This is a genomic window from Paraburkholderia sp. MM5496-R1, assembly GCF_050436205.1.
In the GTDB taxonomy this organism is placed as follows: domain Bacteria; phylum Pseudomonadota; class Gammaproteobacteria; order Burkholderiales; family Burkholderiaceae; genus Paraburkholderia; species Paraburkholderia tuberum.
On sequence record NZ_JBNDLT010000002.1, the window covers coordinates 2,632,704 to 2,652,446 of the forward strand.

Annotated in this window: 12 protein-coding genes, 1 tRNA gene, 1 pseudogene and 2 riboswitches; of the genes and pseudogenes, 4 read left to right on the forward strand and 10 right to left on the reverse strand. The window is 65.3% G+C overall.

Going from position 1 to position 19,743, the window contains the following annotated elements:
- Positions 1–8 precede the first annotated feature (8 nt).
- The 8 genes from OKW38_RS19085 to OKW38_RS19120 form a co-directional block, all read right to left on the reverse strand.
- The gene (locus OKW38_RS19085) at positions 9–1,724 is read right to left on the reverse strand and encodes a thiamine pyrophosphate-binding protein (RefSeq protein WP_429362685.1); all 1,716 of its coding nucleotides are present in this window, start codon (positions 1,722–1,724) and stop codon (positions 9–11) included.
- A 238-nt stretch (positions 1,725–1,962) separates the two neighbouring features.
- Complete coding sequence (locus OKW38_RS19090; RefSeq protein WP_429362687.1) at positions 1,963–3,351, reverse strand: L-serine ammonia-lyase; 1,389 nt, start codon at positions 3,349–3,351, stop codon at positions 1,963–1,965.
- A 29-nt stretch (positions 3,352–3,380) separates the two neighbouring features.
- Positions 3,381–4,511, reverse strand: a complete 1,131-nt coding sequence (locus tag OKW38_RS19095) for an alginate lyase family protein (protein WP_090802419.1) — start codon at positions 4,509–4,511, stop codon at positions 3,381–3,383.
- 139 nt (positions 4,512–4,650) lie between these two features.
- A complete protein-coding gene (gcvP, locus tag OKW38_RS19100; protein WP_429362689.1) occupies positions 4,651–7,587 on the reverse strand; it encodes an aminomethyl-transferring glycine dehydrogenase in 2,937 nt (978 codons plus the stop codon).
- Between the two features lie 68 nt (positions 7,588–7,655).
- Positions 7,656–8,036 (reverse strand): glycine cleavage system protein GcvH, encoded by a 381-nt coding sequence (gcvH, locus tag OKW38_RS19105; RefSeq protein ID WP_090802422.1) that lies wholly within the window; start codon positions 8,034–8,036, stop codon positions 7,656–7,658.
- Between the two features lie 59 nt (positions 8,037–8,095).
- On the reverse strand, positions 8,096–9,211 hold the full coding sequence (gene gcvT, locus OKW38_RS19110) for a glycine cleavage system aminomethyltransferase GcvT (RefSeq protein WP_429362691.1): 1,116 nt from the start codon (positions 9,209–9,211) through the stop codon (positions 8,096–8,098).
- A gap of 80 nt (positions 9,212–9,291) precedes the next feature.
- Positions 9,292–9,452: riboswitch (glycine riboswitch) on the reverse strand.
- A gap of 21 nt (positions 9,453–9,473) precedes the next feature.
- A riboswitch (glycine riboswitch) is annotated at positions 9,474–9,575 on the reverse strand.
- A gap of 219 nt (positions 9,576–9,794) precedes the next feature.
- Positions 9,795–10,145, reverse strand: a complete 351-nt coding sequence (locus OKW38_RS19115; RefSeq protein ID WP_018418835.1) for a hypothetical protein — start codon at positions 10,143–10,145, stop codon at positions 9,795–9,797.
- A 218-nt stretch (positions 10,146–10,363) separates the two neighbouring features.
- Positions 10,364–11,413 carry an oxidoreductase gene (locus OKW38_RS19120; RefSeq protein WP_429362693.1) on the reverse strand — a complete coding sequence of 350 codons (1,050 nt, stop codon included), beginning with the start codon at positions 11,411–11,413 and terminating at the stop codon, positions 10,364–10,366.
- A gap of 320 nt (positions 11,414–11,733) precedes the next feature.
- Between OKW38_RS19120 and OKW38_RS19125 the strand changes: the two are divergent.
- A pseudogene (locus OKW38_RS19125) lies at positions 11,734–13,825 on the forward strand (UvrD-helicase domain-containing protein).
- Between the two features lie 120 nt (positions 13,826–13,945).
- On the opposite strand, the gene OKW38_RS19130 reads toward OKW38_RS19125, so the two are convergent.
- Positions 13,946–14,863, reverse strand: coding sequence for a c-type cytochrome (locus tag OKW38_RS19130; RefSeq protein ID WP_429335493.1), 918 nt, complete (start codon positions 14,861–14,863; stop codon positions 13,946–13,948).
- 308 nt (positions 14,864–15,171) lie between these two features.
- Here OKW38_RS19130 and OKW38_RS19135 point away from each other — a divergent pair.
- Together OKW38_RS19135 and OKW38_RS19140 are read left to right on the forward strand one after the other, a co-directional pair.
- Positions 15,172–15,247 (forward strand) — tRNA-Arg (locus tag OKW38_RS19135).
- Between the two features lie 9 nt (positions 15,248–15,256).
- Positions 15,257–15,640, forward strand: coding sequence for a hypothetical protein (locus OKW38_RS19140; RefSeq protein ID WP_429362695.1), 384 nt, complete (start codon positions 15,257–15,259; stop codon positions 15,638–15,640).
- A gap of 34 nt (positions 15,641–15,674) precedes the next feature.
- Here the strand turns inward: OKW38_RS19140 and OKW38_RS19145 are convergent, their stop codons facing one another.
- Positions 15,675–17,807 carry a tetratricopeptide repeat protein gene (locus tag OKW38_RS19145; protein ID WP_429362697.1) on the reverse strand — a complete coding sequence of 711 codons (2,133 nt, stop codon included), beginning with the start codon at positions 17,805–17,807 and terminating at the stop codon, positions 15,675–15,677.
- A gap of 413 nt (positions 17,808–18,220) precedes the next feature.
- Between OKW38_RS19145 and OKW38_RS19150 the strand changes: the two genes are divergently transcribed.
- Complete coding sequence (locus tag OKW38_RS19150; RefSeq protein WP_429335479.1) at positions 18,221–19,639, forward strand: flagellin; 1,419 nt, start codon at positions 18,221–18,223, stop codon at positions 19,637–19,639.
- The last annotated feature ends 104 nt before the right edge of the window (positions 19,640–19,743 follow it).

Genomic DNA, 19,743 nt, shown 5'->3' on the forward strand with positions numbered 1-19,743 from the left:
GGCGATTTTCACTGCCCGCGCATCTTCCTCCCCTGCTCACGAATCATCTCGAGCGTCGCCGCGGGCGTGCTCGCTTCCTGCGGCATGCGAATTTCGATCACGGCCGGCAACTGCGATTCGATCGCGCGTTGCAACGCCGGCAGAAAATCCCCGGTACGTTCAACGGTTTCGCCATGCGCGCCGAACGATCGCGCGAATGCCGCGAAGTCCGGATTCGTGAGGCCGGTGCCATGCACGCGATGCGGATAGTGTCGCTCCTGATGCATGCGGATCGTCCCGAACTGGCTGTTGTTGACGACGATGAACAGCACGCGCAGGTCGTACTGCATCGCTGTCGCGAGCTCCTGCGCGGCCATCATGAAGCAGCCGTCGCCGGCGAGCGCGACCACCGCGCGCTGTGGATACAGCGACTTCGCCGCGAGCGCCGCCGGCACGCCGTAGCCCATCGCGCCGCTCGTCGGCGCGAGCTGAGAACGGAAGTGCCGATACGAGAAATGCCGATGCAGCCACGTCGCGTAATTGCCGGCGCCGTTCGTGAGGATCGCGTCGTCGGGCAAGTGGGCGCGTAACTGCTGGATCACTTCGCCCATCTGCACGTCGCCGGGAATTGGGCGCGGCTTGCGCCAATCCAGATACGCGCGATGCGCTTCCTCAGCGGCACCCGCCCAGGCGAGCCTGCCGGAAGACGATGGTTCCAGTTCCGCAAGCATCGCCGCAAGCTCAGGCATGCCCGAGACGATCGGCAGATCGGCCGCATATACGCGGCCCAGTTCTTCCGCGCCCTGATGCACGTGCACGAGCGTCTGCTTCGTCTTCGGGATGTCGAGCAGCGTGTAGCCGTTGGTCGTCGCTTCGCCGAGGCGCGGACCGAGCGCGAGCAGCAAGTCCGCGTCGCGAATGCGCTGAGCGAGCGCCGGATTGATGCCGAGACCGACGTCGCCCGCATAGTTCGGATGCTCGTTGTCGAAGGTGTCCTGGAAGCGGAACGCGAGGCCAATCGGCAACTGCCAGTTTTCGATGAAACGCCGCAGGTCCGCGCATGCGGCCGCTGTCCAGCCGCTGCCGCCGGCGATCACCATCGGCCGTTGCGCGCCTTCGAGCAACTCGCGCAGCTTCGCGATCTGCGCGGCCGATGGCGACGCCGCCACGCGGTGATAAGCGGGTGCGCCAGGTACCGCGTCGCAGGCATCGCTCAGCACGTCTTCGGGCAGCGCCAGCACGACCGGCCCGGGCCTCCCCGAGGTGGCCGTATGAAACGCATGGCTCAGATATTCGGGGATGCGCTTCGGGTCGTCGATCTGCGCGACCCACTTCGCCATCTGACCGAACATGCGCCGGTAGTCGATCTCCTGAAATGCCTCGCGATCGAGATGTTCGCGCGCGCACTGACCGATCAGCAGAATCATCGGCGTGGAGTCCTGAAACGCAGTGTGAACGCCGATCGACGCATGCGTCGCGCCCGGACCGCGCGTGACGAGTGCGACACCCGGGCGGCCGGTCAGCTTGCCGAGCGCTTCGGCCATGTTCGCGGCCGCGGCTTCGTGACGGCAGACGATCGTCTGGATGCGCCCGGTTTCGTCGTGCAGCGAATCGAGCACGGCGAGAAAGCTTTCGCCGGGGACGCAGAACACGCGCTCGACGCCGTGTGTGAGCAACGCCTCCACTACGAGGCGCGCGCCGGTCGTGCGTGCGGTATGGGAAGCGGGAGCATTCGGCAGCGACATTGCGAAGAAGCCTCCTGGCAGTGCGTGGGTGCGTTGGGATGGAGCCGCATCGGCGGAACGTGCAACAGCGGCCGATGGGCGCTTCGACAGCTTACGCCGAGCACGTGGGCGCTGTCATGGCGCAGCGCAACTGTTCGATCGGCGTGCGCGCAACACGATTGCGCAAATGAAAACGCGAGCCGCAGGGCCCGCGCTTTTCCGATGCGATCGCACGCAATTGAATGCCGCGCTCAACGACTCAACACTCGACGATATTTACCGCGAGTCCGCCGCGCGACGTTTCCTTGTACTTGGTCTTCATGTCCGCGCCGGTTTCGCGCATCGTCTTGATCACCGAATCGAGCGACACATAGTGGCTGCCGTCACCGCGCAACGCCATGCGCGCGGCATTGACCGCCTTCACCGATGCCATCGCATTGCGCTCGATGCACGGAATCTGCACCATGCCGCCAACCGGATCGCAGGTGAGCCCGAGGTTGTGCTCCATGCCGATTTCCGCGGCGTTCTCGACCTGCGTCGGCGTGCCGCCCATCACGGCGGCCAGCGCGCCCGCGGCCATCGAGCATGCGACGCCGACTTCACCCTGACAGCCCACCTCCGCACCGGAGATCGACGCATTCAGCTTGTACAGGATGCCGATCGCGGCGGCCGTCATCAGGAAGTCGATCACGCCCTGCTCGTTCGCGCCCGGCATGAAGCGCGTGTAGTAATGCAGCACCGCCGGAATGATGCCGGCCGCGCCATTGGTCGGCGCGGTGACGACGCGCCCGCCCGCCGCGTTCTCTTCGTTGACGGCGATTGCGTACAGGTTGATCCAGTCGACCATGGACAGCGGGTCCTGCAACGCGCGCTCAGGGTTGCCCGTCAACGCGCGATAGAGCTGCGGCGCGCGCCGCTTCACCTGGAAAGGTCCGGGCAAGTGACCATCGGCATCGGGATTGTTGATGCCGCATCCGCGCGCGACGCATGATTGCATCACGTCCCAGATCTTCAGCAGACCGGCGCGCGTCTCTTCCTCGCTGTGCCAGACGCGCTCGTTTTCCCACATCAACTGCGCGATGCTCTTGCCGCTCGCCGCACACAGCGCGAGCAATTCGTTGCCGGTACGGAACGAATGCGGAAGCTGATCGACGGCGCTCAATACCTTCGTGTTCGGCGCGCCGGCCGTCACGACGAAGCCGCCGCCGACCGACAGATAGGTCGACTCGCGCAGCGTTGCCCCTTGCGCATCGAAGGCGAACAGCTTCAGGCCGTTCGGATGCTCGGGCAGCGCCTGACGATAAAACGCGATGTGCTCTTTCTGCACGAAGGGCACCTCGTGCGTGCCGAGCAGCGCGAGTTGGCGCGACGTGCGCACTGCTTCGAGCCGTTGCGCGATCGTCTCGGGATCGACGGTGTCGGGCGCGTCGCCCATCAGGCCCAGCATGACGCCGCGATCGGTGCCGTGGCCCTTGCCGGTCGCGCCGAGCGAGCCGTACAGCTCCGCCTTCACCGATGCGGTGGAAGCGAGCAGCCCGTCGCGCTCGAGTCCCTGGACGAACATCAGCGCCGCGCGCATCGGCCCGACCGTGTGCGAGCTCGACGGACCAATGCCGATTTTGAAGAGATCGAAGACGCTGACTGCCATGTACTGCTCCCTGCCTATAGATAAAGAGTTTAGCGCGCCGGCAGCGGCAAGCACACGGCGAGCCACGCGGGCGGCGTCGGTGCGAGCTGCAGCGCGACTGGCGTAAAGCGTCCATCGAGACGGGCCGCCAGGTGAAACAGTTCCGTCGCGTTCTTCGGATCCCACTGACCCGAATAGCCGGGCAAGCCGGCCTCGCGACGCTTTGCATCGAACGCGACGTTCGAATGCACGAATTCCTCATGCGTCTGAGCGCCGGTAGCAAACGGCACGAGCCAATTCAGCGCGGCGAGCAGCGTCGCGCCGTTCGCGCCCTTTTCTTGCAGCCAGTTGCGGTTGTGGCGGCGCGCGGCGAGCGCGGCCGTCACCAGCGGTTGCAGATCGTAGGTCACGTAGTGCAGCGCATCGCGCTCGCCGAAGTCGATCGTCGAGCCGTCCGGGGCGATGTTGTCGCCGATATGCTCGACGAACAGCCGCTGCGCGGCGTTGATCATCTTGCGGTTGTCGAGCGTGAATGCCGCCATCGCGATCAGCTTGATGCGGTGGCTTTGCCAATTGTTGCGGAACGTGCCCGTGAGCGGCCGCGGCTGCGCGTCGATCTGCGCGATGTAGCCGTTCGCGAGCTTCGTCAGAAACGCCATTGCCGCGTTGCGCGTTTTGACGGGCAACGCGCTCGCGGTCATGTCGTACGCGAGGATCAGACCTTCGAAACGCGTTTCGTCGATCGGATTGAAGCTCGGCTGATAGGTCGTGACCCACGCGTACAGCAGACGGTCGACGAGCTTCAGGAAGCGGTCGTCGCTGGTCGCGCGCCACGCGAGCGCGGCGTCGCGCAGCAGGTCGAGATCCTTCTCCGCTTCGACGCTCTGATCGTAGATGCCCTCGTGCGGCAGCGTGCCCTCGGTGTGCAATTTGGCGAGCGCATGCGGCTGCTCGTTCAGATGTGCCTGCACGTTGGCGACGAGCGCCTTGACGCCGGGGTCGGCATTGGTGCGCTCGCTCGTTTGCAGCGCCGGCGCCGCGCAGAAATTCATCGCGGCCTGCGCCGCGCGCAGCGGCAGCAACGCGGCCGCTGCGGCCAACAGTACCGCGTAAGCGGGCCGCCACGGACGGACGCCTGCCGCCTCGGCCCGGCTTTGCATCAATCGCACCTTTCGCGCCATGCGAAACTCCTCGTTAGGCTGATTCGGTGTGTGATGTTAGCCGGTTGCGGCTTTCAACGACAGGACCGCGGGTGGACCGCTCGCAAACGCCGACGGACCTTCACCGCGCCGCGCATGACGTCTCGCCGACTCGCGCTGCTTACTCGTAATCGGCGATCGGCACGCACGAGCAGAACAGGTTGCGATCGCCGTACACGTTGTCTGCGCGACCGACCGGCGGCCAGTACTTGTTCGCGATCAGCGTCTTCAGCGGGTAGGCTGCGGTCTCGCGCGCATACGCGTGCTTCCAGTCGTCCGAGATCACGACCGCCGCCGTGTGCGGCGCGTGCTTCAGCGGATTGTCCTCGCGCTCCGCGCGGCCTTCCTCGACCGCGCGGATTTCCTCGCGGATCGCGATCATCGCCTCGATGAAGCGGTCGAGCTCTTCCTTCGACTCCGACTCGGTCGGTTCGACCATCAGCGTGCCCGGTACCGGGAAGCTCATCGTCGGCGCGTGGAAGCCATAGTCGGCGAGGCGCTTCGCGACGTCGTCGACGGTGATGCCGCTCGTGTCCTTGATCGGACGCAGATCGAGAATGCACTCGTGTGCGACGAGGCCGCCGGGGCCCGAGTACAACACCGGATAGTGCGGCGCGAGCTTGTTGGCGACGTAGTTCGCGTTGAGGATCGCGGTTTCGGTCGCGGCGCTCAGGTTCTTCGCGCCCATCATCGCGATGTACATCCACGAGATCGGCAGGATCGACGCCGAGCCGTACGGCGCGGCCGACACCGCGCCGATGCCATCCTCCGAGCGCTGGTAGCCCGACGAAGTCTGGTTCGGCAGGAACTGCGCGAGATGCGCGCCGACCGCGACCGGACCGACGCCCGGTCCGCCGCCGCCGTGCGGAATGCAGAAGGTCTTGTGCAGGTTCAGGTGCGAGACGTCGCCGCCGAACTGACCCGGCGCGCACAGGCCGACCATCGCGTTCATGTTCGCGCCGTCCACGTACACCTGGCCGCCGTGCGCATGCACGATCTCGCAGATTTCGCGGACGTTCTGCTCGAACACGCCGTGCGTCGACGGGTACGTGATCATGATCGCCGCGAGCTTATCGGCGTGCTGCGCGGCCTTCTTCTTCAGGTCTTCGATATCGACGTTGCCCTGCGCGTCGCATGCCACGACCACGACCTGCATGCCGGCCATTTGCGCCGACGCCGGGTTCGTGCCGTGCGCCGAAGCGGGAATCAGACAGACATCGCGATGCGCTTCGCCGCGCGACGCGTGATAGGCGTGGATGATCAAAAGACCCGCGTACTCGCCCTGCGAGCCCGCGTTCGGCTGCAGCGACACGGCCGCATAGCCGGTCGCGGCGACCAGCATCTCTTCGAGCTGATCGATCAGCTCGCGGTAGCCGACGGTTTGCTCGGTCGGTGCGAACGGATGGATCTGGCCGAACTCGGGCCACGTGACCGGCAGCATTTCCGACGTCGCATTCAGCTTCATCGTGCAGGAGCCGAGCGGGATCATCGAGCGATCCAGCGCGAGGTCCCTGTCCGACAGGCTGCGCAGATAGCGCAGCATTTCCGTTTCCGAATGATGACGGTTGAACACGTGATGCGTCAGGTACGCGCTCGTGCGTTCGAGCGCGGCCGGCACCGACGCAGAGTTCGATGCGTTGAGCGCGGCGTCGAGCGCGTCGACTTGCGGCACGTCGCTCGCGAAGGCCGCTTGAGCGAACACCGCGAGCAGGTCGGCCAGATCGTGGCGCGTGGTAGTTTCGTCGATCGACAGGCCGACTTGCGTCGCGCTCACGTGGCGCAGGTTGATGCGCCTGGCCGTAGCCGCGTCGTGCAGCGCTTGCGTGCGGGCGCCGGTGTCGAACGTGAGCGTGTCGAAGAAAGTTTCGTTGACGAGCTTATAGCCAAGCTGCTTCGCGCCTTCGGCGAGCAGCGTGGCGATGCGATTGACGCGCAGTGCGATCGTCTTCAGGCCACGCGGGCCGTGATAGACCGCGTACATGCTCGCCATGATCGCGAGTAGCGCCTGCGCGGTGCACACGTTCGAGGTCGCCTTCTCGCGGCGGATGTGTTGCTCGCGCGTTTGCAGCGCGAGACGCAGCGCGGGGTTGCCTTGCGCGTCGACGGTTACGCCGACCAGACGTCCCGGCATTTGCCGCTTGAATTCGTCGCGCACCGCGAGGTACGCGGCATGCGGGCCGCCGAAGCCGACCGGCACGCCGAAACGCTGCGTATTGCCGACCGCGACGTCCGCGCCCCATTCGCCCGGCGGCGTAAGCAGCGTCAGCGCGAGCAGGTCGGCGGCGACGACGACATGGCCGCCCGCCGCGTGGATCGCTTCGGTCAGCGCGCGGTAGTCGCGCACGTCGCCGTTCACGCCCGGGTATTGCAGCAGCACGCCGAATGCGTTGGCGTCGGCGGCTTCAGCGGCCGGGCCGACTTTCACTTCGATGCCGACCGGCGTCGCGCGCGTCTTCACGACTTCGATGGTCTGCGGCAGCACGTCGTCGGCAACGAAGAACACGTTCGACTTCGGCTTGCCGACGCGTTGCAGCAGCGTCATCGCTTCGGCGGCGGCGGTCGCTTCGTCGAGCAGCGATGCGTTCGAGATCGCGAGGCCGGTCAGGTCGGTGACCATCTGCTGGAAGTTCAGGAGCGCTTCCAGACGGCCTTGGGAAATTTCAGGCTGGTACGGCGTGTACGCGGTGTACCAGGCCGGATTTTCGAGCACGTTGCGCAGGATCACCGTCGGCGTATGGGCGTTGTAATAGCCCTGGCCGATGTAGGAGCGGAACACCTGGTTCTTGTCCGCGAGCTCGCGCAAGGCGGCGAGCGCTTCGGCTTCGCTCTTCGGTTGCGCGAAGGGGCCGAGCGGCAGCGCTTCGGTGCGGCGGATCGTCTTCGGGATGACGGCGTCGATCAATGCCGCGCGCGACGCGAAGCCGAGTGCTTCGAGCATCGCTTGCTGGTCGGCCGTATCCGGGCCGATATGCCGTTCGGCGAAGGCGTCGTGCACTTCGAGCGCGGCGAGCGAGAGAGGAGTGCGGTTCATCAGACGATCCGGGTGTTCGAGCTTCATGGGTGTTCCTGGCGGCGCGGCGCGCCGTTGTGCGAGCGCCGCGCCTGACGGTTAAAACAAACGGCGACTCAGGCGCCGATCGACTTCGCGTAGGCCTCGGCGTCGAGCAGACGGTCGAGCGACGCATCGGCGGCCGGCTTGATCTTGAACAGCCAGCTGTCGTACGGCGTGCTGTTGACGGTGTCGGGCGAGTCCGCGACGGTCGTGTTCGCCTCGATGACTTCGCCCGAGACCGGCGCGTAGATATCGGAGGCGGCCTTCACCGATTCGATCACGGCGACGGTGTCGCCCGCGGTCACGGACTTGCCGAGTTCCTGGACTTCGAAGAAGACGATGTCGCCGAGCGCTTCCTGCGCGTGGTCGGTGATACCGACCGTCAGCGTGCCGTCCGCTTCGGTGCGGACCCATTCGTGCGATTCGGTGTATTTCAGTTCGGCCGGGATGCTCATTGGATGCTCCTGAACGGTATGTTCGGTAGTGTTTGAATGTAGGGGCGTGCGCCGGCCGCTCAGACCGCCAGCACCTTGCCGTTGCGCACGAACGGCAGTTTTACCACGCTTGCGGGACAGGCTTTGTCGCGAATCTGGACGTGCACGGTGTCGCCCGGCTGCACGCCCTTCGGCACGCGCGCGAAGGCGATCGATTCCTGCATGGTCGGCGAGAACGTGCCGCTGGTGATTTCGCCGTCGCCGTGCGGCGTGACGACTTTCTGATGCGCGCGCAGCACGCCCGCGGCCTTGCCGTTTTCCTTCAGCAGGATCAGGCCGACGAACGCGGCGCGCGAGCCGTCGGCTTCGAGGCTGCTCTTGCCGACGAACTCGCGCGGCGAGGCCAGGTCGACGGTCCATGCGAGGCCGGCGTCGAGCGGCGAGACATTGTCGTCCATGTCCTGGCCGTAGAGGTTCATGCCGGCTTCGAGGCGCAGCGTATCGCGCGCGCCGAGACCGGCCGGGCGCACGCCGCGGGCCGCGAGCGCATTCCACAGCGCTTCGACGTGGGTAGCCGGCACGATGATCTCGAAGCCGTCTTCACCGGTATAGCCGGTGCGCGCGACGGTCAGCTCGCCGAACGGCGTGCCGTCGACGCGCGCGGCGTTGAACGGTTTCAGCGTTTCAGTCGCGGCGCGCGCGGCCGGCACGGTTTGCCAGGCCTTTTCGCGTGCGTTCGGGCCTTGCACGGCGACGATCGCCAGATCGCGGCGCGGCGTGATGGTGAGACCGAAGCCGCCCGCGTTGAGCTGGCCGAACCAGGCGATGTCTTTGTCGGCGGTGCCGGCGTTGACGACCACGCGGAAGTGGTCTTCGGCGAAGTAATAGACGATCAGATCGTCGATCACGCCGCCGTTCGGATTCAGCATGCAGGAGTAGAGCGCGCGGCCCGGCGTTTGCAGCTTCGCGACGTTGTTCGCGAGCGCGTATTCGAAGAACGCGCGGACGCGCTCGCCGGTGAAGTCGACCACGCACATGTGGGACACGTCGAACATGCCGGCGTCGGTACGCACCGCGCGATGTTCCTCGATCTGCGAGCCGTAGTTGACGGGCATGTCCCAGCCGCCGAAGTCGACCATGCGAGCATTGAGCGCGCGGTGAGCGGCGTGGAGCGGGGTGTGTTTGAGTTCGGTCATGGGGCCTCGGGCATCTCGCGAAACAAAAAAGGCCATGCGGCGCACTGCCTCGCGGCCGTGTGCCTGCGAGCGTGGTTCTGCATGACCCCTCTGTCCTCGATACCTGAGAGATTGCGCCGCCGCGACTGGCTCAATGAGCTCGATCCGTCACGGTGAAACGCGCGCCCCTTCGGTGGGCAGCCTGCCTGCGGTGCACGACGTGCGACGCGGATGGCTACTGCCGCTCTCCAGAGTGCGAAAAAGCCGCCGGAAGACGGGTTTTTCGACGCGGTCGGTCCTTTTGCCTGAGAGTTTGCGGGTGTGCCCCTTCGGCGGCGCGGCCTGCGATTTTTCGCCTGCCAGCACGCTCTCCCGACGCGTGCGGCGAATTTACGCGACGGGCCGGGGCTTGTCAAATAAAGGCCCGGGAGCGGTGTGGGGCCGGCTGTGGCTGTTCGGGGGCGTCAAAAAGAAAAGCGCGGACCGTGGTGCCCGCGCTTTTCAGTTGCTTCTCCCGGTGCCATCCGTGACCGCACGATGAGCGGTAGTGGGGGCTCACCTGGTGGCTCGTTTGCCGATTCGGTTTGCCCACTTGCTCGCTGACTCACTCGCCGATCGCATGAGCCGCATTGTCCAGTTCCTGATTCAGCACGCGCTGTTCTTCCGCGGACAAACCGCCGCCATGCTGGGCGGCCATGTCATGCGCTTCCTGGCGAATCGTCTCGAGACGATGATGCAGCGCGGCGCCTTGCGGCGGCGGGTAATAGCCCTGATTCACGCGGTTATCGATACGGTGCGCGAGATTGTCGATGCGGCCGTCGACCTGATGCAGACGCTGGTCCGCGATCTGCTGCGGAGTCGGGCCCGGATGCGGCGCCGGCGGGGGCGTTACCACGCAGGCGGCGACGGAGCCGAGCAGCGCGCATGCAACAAGGGCACGGATGATTCGAGACATGGATTCTCCTGGAGTCGTTGTCGTGTTGGGTTGCTACCTCACTAGCAACGGCTGACGAAGAACGCCCGCTGACCTGGCAGCGGGCGAATTTGTAACGCTATGTTCCTTTCCGGAGCGTCAGGAAAGCCCGCGCCGACAGCCTTCGCGGCGCTAAAGGCGGTCCCGTTTTTGGTACACAGATCGTGGTGGCGCGGTGTCGACGCGCAGCGGGGCGGGGTTCAGCGAATGCGCTCGAACGGCAGTCGCACGCCTTGCTCGGAACTGCGCGCGGCCAGGTCGATGATCGTCATCACGTCGACCGCGTCGCGCGTGCTGATCGGAAATGCGACGCGGTTCTGGATCGCGTCGGCCAACGCAATATAGAAGCCTGCGTACTCGCCGTTGCGGGTCGGCAATTCGCACTCGACTTCCTCGTCGCCTTCGAGCACGCGCAGCACGCCGGGGTTGTTGCCGGCGCCGAAGCCTGCGTCGCCGGGGCGCAGGCCCGCTTTCAGCTGATCTTCCTGGGTGTCGAGGCCGTACTTCACGTAGCTGCCGCGCGTGCCGTGGATCGAAAAGCGCGCTCCCGGCAACGCGGTCAGCGCGCTTGCGTGCAGCACGACCTCGAACTCGTCATAGCCGAGCTGGATGTGCACGTAGTCGGGTGCACTTGCGTCGTCGCGATGGGTGCGCACCGTCGCCGATACGGTCCGCGGCGCGCCGAAGAGGGCGAGCGCCTGGTCGATCAGATGCGGACCGAGATCGAACAGCAGACCGCCGCCGCGCGTCACGTCTTCGCGCCAGCGCTGACGCACGCCCGGCCGGAAGCGGTCGAAATGCGATTCGTACTGCGTGAGGCGACCCAGTTCCACGCGCGCGAGCAGATCGCGCACGGTGAGAAAATCGCCGTCCCAGCGGCGGTTGTGAAAGGGCGCGAACAGCTTGCCGCGCGCGAGCGCGATATTGGCAAGCGTGTGGGCGTCGGCGGCGCTCAGCGTGACAGGCTTGTCGACGACCACGTGCTTGCCGGCTTCGAGGGTGCGGCGCGCGAGGTCGAAGTGGGTGTCGTTGGGCGTCGCGATCACGACGCAGTCGATGTCGTCGAGCGCGAGCAGCGCGTCGAGATCGGCGACGATTTTCGCGTGCGGAAAGTCGGCGTGCGCGCGCTCGGATTGCCCGGTCGCAATCGCGGCGACCCTCGCGCGTCCGCAGTGTTCGATCACCGGTGCGTGAAACGTCGCGCCGGCGAAGCCGTAGCCCATCAATCCAATTTTCAGCGATGCGGACATGCGAGTCTTCCTGGAGGAGCGGCGCGCCGCCTTGCCACCGCGGCGGCGGCGCGCAATCTGCTCATTGTGGCATTTGTGGGCTGGACTGGGGGCTGAGCATGACGGCCGGCCTTGCGCGCAGCCCGTCGGGGCGTCCGAACCATCGAGGCATCCAACGAGGGCGTCCATCGCGGTGGTCATCGCAGTGGCCATCGCGGTGGCCATGTTAACATCGCACCTCTCGCGCGCATTGCGCCGCGCAGCATGCCCCGGGCCTTCGGCCGGCGCCACCCGCCGGTCCGACCTCAGCGGCCCTCAACCGTATTACCCATCCACAAACGATGTCCGCAGGCCTGAACCCCGCTCAAAAGTGAAGCGGTCCGTTATCTCGACGGTCCCTGTCTCGTGCTCGCCGGCGCCGGCAGCGGCAAGACGCGCGTGATCACGCAGAAAATCGCGCACCTGATCGAAGCGAAGGGCTTCGAGCCACGCCACATCGCCGCCGTCACGTTCACGAACAAGGCCGCGGCGGAGATGCGCGAGCGCGTCGGCAAGCTGCTCGAAGGCAAGACGCTGACCGCACCCGGCAAGGAGGGCCGCAAGGTGCCCGTGAACCAGCTGACGGTGTGTACCTTCCACTCGCTCGGCGTGCAGATTTTGCGTCAGGAGGCGGAGCATGTCGGCCTGAAGCCGCAGTTCTCGATCATGGATTCCGACGACTGCTTCGGCATGATCCAGGAGCAGGTCGGCTCGACGGACAAGGGCTTCATTCGCAAGATCCAGTCGATCATCTCGCTGTGGAAGAATGGCCTGATCATGCCCGAGCAGGCGATCGCGACCGCCTCGACCGAGGACGAGCATCAGGCGGCGATCGTCTATCGCAACTACGTGGCGACGCTGCATGCGTACCAGGCGGTCGATTTCGACGATCTGATCCGCCTGCCCGCCGAACTGTTCGCGAGCAACGAGCAGGTGCGCGACCGCTGGCAGAACAAGCTGCGCTATCTGCTGATCGACGAGTATCAGGACACCAACGCATGCCAGTACGAACTGGTGAAGCTCCTGGCCGGCAAGCGCGCGGCGTTCACGGCGGTCGGCGACGACGATCAGGCGATCTACGGCTGGCGCGGCGCGACCCTCGAAAACCTCGGCCAGCTCGGCAAGGATTTCCCGAACCTGCACCTGATCAAGCTCGAACAGAATTACCGCTCGACGGTGCGCATCCTGAGCGCCGCGAACAACGTGATCGCGAACAATCCGAAGCTGTTCGAGAAGAAGCTGTGGTCCGAGCACGGTATGGGCGACACGATCACGGTGACGGGCTGCAACGACGAGGAGCACGAGGCGGAGTCCGTCGTGTTTCGGCTGTCCGCGCACAAGTTCGAGCGGCGCGCGAATTTCCGCGACTACGCGATCCTCTATCGCGGCAACTTCCAGGCGCGCATCTTCGAGCAGGTGCTGCGCCGCGAACGGATTCCGTACGTGCTGTCGGGCGGCCAGTCGTTCTTCGATAAGGCCGAGATCAAGGACATCTGCGCGTACCTGCGTCTGATCGCCAACGCGAACGACGATCCCGCGTTCATCCGCGCGATCACGACACCGCGTCGCGGCGTCGGTAATACGACGCTGGAGGCGCTCGGCGCGTTCGCGGGTCAGGCGAAGGTGTCGCTGTTCGAGGCGGTGTACATGGGCGGCATCGAGGCGCGTCTGTCGCCGCGTCAGATCGAGCCGATGCGCGCGTTCTGCGACTTCATGCAGCGCCTGACCGACCGCGCGGAGAAGGACGCGGCGGGCACGCTACTCAATGAGCTGATGGGGGCGATCCACTACGAAGCGTATCTGTACGACGCGTTCGACGAACGCCAGGCGCAGGCGAAGTGGCAGAACGTGCTGGAGTTCATCGAGTGGCTCAAGCGCAAGGGCACGAAGGAAGAGCCGGAGCACGGCAGCGGCAGCGAGGCGACCGGCTACGACACCGCCGACGGCTTCGGCGACACCGGCAAGAACCTGCTCGGGCTGATCCAGACGGTCGCGCTGATGTCGATGCTCGAGGGCCGCGAGGAAGATCCGGATGCGGTGCGGCTGTCGACCGTGCATGCGTCGAAGGGGCTCGAGTATCCGCACGTGTTCCTGGTCGGCGTCGAGGAAGGCATCATGCCGCATCGCGGCGGCGCGGACGACGAGCCGATCGACGACGCGCGCATCGAGGAGGAACGCCGGCTGATGTACGTCGCGATCACGCGCGCGCAGCGCAGCTTGCATCTGAACTGGTGCAAGAAGCGCAAGCGGGCGCGGGAGACGGTCGTCTGCGAGGCGTCGCGCTTCATCAACGAAATGCTGCTCGACGATGCGCCGCCGCCGACACCGGAAGAAGCGCCGATGTCGCCGAAGGACCGGCTCGCGAGCCTGAAGGCGTTGTTGCAGAAGTCGTGAGCGGGCGGGACGGCAAGTGCCCACCAGGTGCGGTTGCTTGCGATTGCACATAAAAAATCCCTGCATCGCGTTAGCGCATGCAGGGATTTTTCATTTCAGCGACGACCGATGCCGCGTGCTTTACTTCACCGCGCTGACCATATAGTCGACCGCGGCCTTCACGTCCGCATCCGATGCGTTCGAGCCGCCCTTCGGCGGCATCGCGCCCTTGCCGTGCAGCGCGTAGTTATAGACGGTGTTCATCGGGTCCTTCAGGCGCGGCGCCCATGCTTCCTTGTCACCGAACTTCGGCGCGTTCAGCACGCCGGTCGCGTGACAGGCCTGGCATACCGACTGATACAGCGCTTTGCCGGCCTGCGAGGCGTCCGCGCTTTGCGCGCCACCTGCTGCCGGGGCGGGAGTCTGCGGCACGCTGGCCATTGCGGCCATCGCCGCGGCGGCCTGGGCCGCGCCCGCATTCGATGCACCTGCTGCACCGGATGCCGCTGCTGCACCGGATGCCGCTGCTGCACCGGATGCCGCTGCCGCACCGGATGCCGGCAGCGCCGGCTCGGGGAAGCTCGCGCCCGAATTGTTCGCCATATAGACGACCGCGCGCGCGATCTCGAAGTCACTGTAGTCGTCGGGGCTCGTGCCGCCGCGCGGCGGCATGGCGCCCTTGCCGGACAGCGCGGTGTGCCACAGCGTGTCGAAGCCCTGCGCGATGCGCGGCGCCCAGTCGGCGGTGTTGGTGAATTTCGGCGCGCCTGCGGCACCCGACGCGTGACACGCCGAGCAGACCGCCTTGTAGACTTCCTCGCCGGTCTTGTAGACGCGCGGTGCGTTGGCGTCGCGGATCTCGACTTGGGCGATCGGATGGATGCGGGAGGTGACTTCGGCTTCGGAGAGAGAGTCGGTGCCGGCGCCGGTGCGCGTCGAATTATCGACGTAGACGGCGAGCAGAACGATGATGACGATCGGCACAGCAAACCCGGCGATGACCGCGGCGATGAGCTGTGCTGGGGTTTTGATCGGGGCTCCGTGTGGTGCTTCGCTCATGCTTGTCTCGTCTCCGTGGGTATGTGAGCGGTACAGCGCGACGGCAACTTCTTGTTCTTTATCAGCCACGGACGATTATAGACGCAAGCTTTCGGCGGCGGCGAGGGGGCCAGGACGGTGTTCAGCAGGCGTTTACCCGGATCGGCATGGACGATGGCAGAGCTCGGGGAAGACGCTGGGATGGGCGTCGGAGGCTGTCCTGTGGACGGTTCGGCCGAAACCGGGTATCCTTGCGGTCTCTCGCGTTGGCGTCGCGTCCGTTCTGGTTGGCGCGCTTTCGCGTAGATTCCCCGCAGTTTTGTGGTGAAGCGCCCGTAGCTCAATGGATAGAGTACTGCCCTCCGAAGGCAGGGGTTGCTGGTTCGATCCCAGCCGGGCGCACCAGGATTAGGCATGATCCGGGTTCGCAGAAAACCCGATAAAACAAGGCCCTTTGGCGAAAGCCTGGGGCCTTTAGTTTTTTGTCGTGGCGTCAGAACCAACGTCTTGCGCTCCAACATGGCGTGCTTCCAGCATCAGTTGCCGGTCTCATCACGCCCCAGCAACGCCGACGACCGGAAAACTTTCTGCGCGAGCCCGGAAGCCGCTTCAAGCCACCCTGAAAGCCGAGGCCTGCTGAACCAGTTGACCGGCATGGTCGTGCAACGAACTGGCCGCCGCCGCGTTCCGCTGCGTCATCTGGCCCATCTGCGACACCGCCTGGTTCGCCTCGATGCCTTTGCTGCTCGTGCTCTGCGCGCCTATGATCGCTGCCGTGGTGTTTCGCGGCATGTGTGACTAGCCTCACTTCAGCGCAAGCGCGGCGTTGATATCACACGCCGAACCATGCAGCGCAAACCTGTCGCACGCGCTCCGCGACTGCGACCCACGGTTCATCCAGCCCTCGCCTGAACAGGCGAACCGTATTGGGATACCACGGCGAGTCGTCACGGCCGTGCATCCACCGCCAGTCCACATCGCGTGCCGGCAAGAGCACCCAGCATGGTTTGCCGAGCGAGGCCGCCAGATGTGCCGTCGAAGTGTCCACACAGATCAGCAGATCGAGTTGCGAGATGACCGCCGCCGTGTCGGTGAAGTCTTCGAGATCCGCGCCGAGAGGCAGGATCGGGAGGCTCGCAGGGAATGACAGCGCTTCGTCTTCCCCCGCGCCCTTTTGCAGGCTCACGAACTTCACGCCCGGCAGGCTCCAGAGCGGCGCCAGTGTGTTGAGCAACGGTAGCGAACGGTGCACGTCGTTGTGGTGTTTCGGGTTGCCCTTCCAGACGAGACCCACCCGGTGTCCCGCGCCCAGCACGGCAAGGCGCGCGCGCCAATGCTCGACGCGCGACGGGGCCAGGGTGATGCACAGGGGAGGCGGAATCGTGTAGAGCGTCGTGCCCAGATACAGCGGTGCGCTGAGCGCGCTGATCCAGCAATCGAAATCGCCGGCGCGCGCCGAGGCTTCGTCATGACTGAGCACCGCGTCGACTCCATCGACATCGGCGAACAGGCGTTGTAGCGGTGCCATACAGGCAAACGCGACGTGCGCGGCGCCCTGAGCCTTCAACAGGCGCAGATAACGCCCGAACTGCAGCATGTCGCCGAGTCCATCCTCCTGCCAAACGAGGAGTGATTTGCCGGCGAGCGGCTCGCCTCGCCAGCGCGGACACCTCAGCATCGACTGCGTGGCGTGATGCGCGAACCCAGGCATCTCGTAGCGGCATTCGTAGAGGAGAAAGCCTTCTTCGAAGCGGCCCATGCTGATGAGCAGCGTGGCGAGACGGAACTTCGCGTCGCCGTAGTCGGGGCGCAGCGCGAGCGCGCCGCGGTAGGCGGCTTCGGCTTGCTCCGGGTCGCCGAGCTCTTTCACGATGCTGCCGATGTTGAAGTGTGTTTCGGCGATGTCGGCACGCAACGTGAGCGCGTGGCGAAACGCCGCGAGAGCCTCGGGCAGGCGCGCTTGCGCAAGCAGCGTGCAACCCAGGTTATTGGCCGCTTCGACGCGGTTCGGCGCGAGCCGAAGCGCCTCGCGATACGCGCATTCGGCATCGACCAGTTTGTCCAGTGCGTGCAGGACGCAGCCGAGGTTGTAGTGCGCCTCGGCGAAGGCGGGGCGCAACGCGAGCGTCTGCCGGTAGGCGCTCTCCGCCTCGGGCAGGCGCTTGAGTTCGGTGAGCACACAGCCGAGATTGTTGAGCGCGTCCGCATAGGCGGGGCGGATCTGAAGCGCGAGGCGGCAAGCCAGCTCGGCTTCCCGGAGCCGGCCGAGCGCCCTGTAAAGCGCCCCCAGGTTGTTCAGTGCCTCGGGATATTGCGGGTGCGCGAGCAGCGCCTGCCGATACGCTTCTTCAGCCTCTTCGATCCGGCCGCGTTCGCGCAACAGATTGCCGAGGTTGTTGTTCGCCTTGGCAAATTGCGGGTTCACGGCGAGCGCTGTGCGATAGGCCGCCTCCGCTTCGTCGAGGCGGCGCTGTTCATGAAGCACGATGCCGAGGTTGTAGTTCGCGTCGACGTGGTCCGGGCGAAGTGCGAGCGCCACCCGGTACGCGGCCTGGGCCGCGTCATGCCGTCCGAGACGGTGCAGCACGATCCCGCGATTGCTGTGGACATCGGCGTCATCGGGGCGTATCGCGGCAAGCCGCCCGTAAACCGCTTCCGCTTCGGCAAGCTGATTGAGGGTCGCGAGCATCGCTCCGAGCCCCAGATACGCGTCGGCGAAATCCGGCTTCGCTTGAATGCAGCGCAACCATAGAGCTTGCGCCTGCGCGGGCTGGCCCACACCCGTGGCGCACATGGCCGCGAGGTTGAGCGCATCGGCGTGCTCCGCGTCCTCGGGCGTGGCCTTCGCGCCGACGAGCGGTGCAAGCAGCGCCAGTGCGTCGGCGAACTGCCCGGTGGCGCCGAGGGCAGTGGCTTCGCTCAGAATGTGCTGGCGCGTGGGGGCAAGTGGGCTCGTAGCGGTCACGGTCGTCGTAGAGGGGCTGTGGATTCGCAGCTTAAGGCATGCGCACGCGCGGTGGCGGCCCGAATTGAGCTGGCAGCTCGGTTCAATTCGACCGATGACGTGCTGCGCGGGCTTTGTCTTTCGAAGCCGTAAGGCCGGGTGCAGATCAAGGGCGATCGGATGCTCAATCAGCATTGCGACGCGAAGTGGCTTCGACGCCTGCGGGCCTTAAACCGCTGAAGGACGAAGCCTGGCGTCCCCCATCTTGAAAAGCGCCTCCCCACTGCACGCGGGCGAGGGAAGGGCGTAAGCCCAGAGGGTCGCATCAACAAGGCAGCTAAAGTTTTTCCAGGTGGGGTCGTAATCACAAACAAGGCGGCCGGCCAACGAACCGCTGCCGTTACTGGGCCGATGGCCCCATCAGGAGAATGTCAATGCTCGGAATCAACACCAACACCAACTCGCTCGTCGCGCAACAGAACCTGACCGGCTCGGGTAGCGCACTGTCGCAAGCGATCACGCGTCTGTCGTCGGGCAAGCGCATCAACAGCGCAGCAGACGACGCAGCAGGTCTTGCGATCTCGAACATCATGCAGACCCAGATCAACGGTCTGAACCAGGGTGTGTCGAACTCGAACGATGGTACGTCGATGGTGCAAACGGCATCGTCGGGTCTGTCGTCGCTGACTTCGTCGCTCCAGCGTATCCGCCAGCTTGCTACGCAAGCAGCTAACGGTTCGATGACCGACAACGACCGTGCTGCACTTCAACAGGAAGTGAACCAGCAAGTCTCGGAAATCAACCGTATCGCGTCGCAAACGACGTACAACGGCATGAACGTCCTCGACGGCTCGTTGGGCAACGTGTCGTTCCAGGTCGGCGCAAACGTCGGTCAGTCGATCTCGCTGAATCTCTCGCAGTCGATGTCCGCTGCTTCGATTGGCGGCGGCGTTCCGGCAGCGGGCAACACGCTCGGCTCGTTCTCGGTCTCGCTGGATAGCAACGGCGCTGCGGCGGCGGCTGCGGGTATCACGTCGGTCACGGCTTCGTGGGACAACGCTACGAATTCGGTCTCGTACACGGACCAAAACGGTAACGCCATCACCGATGCTTCGACGATCACGGCCTTCGCGAATGCCCCCGCGGCCGAAGTGACCGGTGGCGCCGCGCTTCCGGCTGCAGCAGGTGATGCTTCGCAGACGTGGACGCTTAATACGAACGGCAGCGAGAACGCTACTGTCTCGCAGATCAACGTGATTGCCGACGGTAAGGGCGGCTTCACGCTCACGGACCAGAACGGTAAGGCCTTGACTAACGCTGTTGCTACCGCAGTCTTCCAAGGCGGTACTATTGGTACGGACAGCAACGGCAATACCACGCTGACCGGCGAAACCGGTGCGGCTATGTCGACCGACGTCGAAGCGGTAACGGGCGCTATCGCGACCGCGAATCAAGTGGCCGGCGATAACCCGAATCTCGATGCTGCGGGCAAGACTACAGACGCAATGGGCGCGACCATCGACAAGCTGAGCCAGTCGAACACGGTTTCGCAGATCGACATCTCGACCAAGGACGGCGCTTCGGCAGCAATGCTGACCATCGACAACGCGCTGAACGCTGTCAACAACCTGCAAGCAACGCTCGGCGCGGCACAAAACCGCTTCAGCGCAATCGGCACGACGCAGCAAGCTCAGTCGACCGACCTGTCGACCGCACAATCGTCGATCCAGGACGCCGACTTCGCACAAGAAACGGCTAACCTGAGCAAGGCACAGGTTCTGCAACAAGCCGGTATCTCGGTGCTGGCACAAGCGAACTCGCAGCCGCAGCAGATCCTGAAGCTCCTCCAGTAAGGCGCTTCCCGCTGCAGGCAGCCGGCGCGCGGCTCGATGCGCGCCGGACGCAAACCCGTCGGGAGGCTCGCCTCCCGATTGTCTTTTCCCGCGTTACCCCGCTT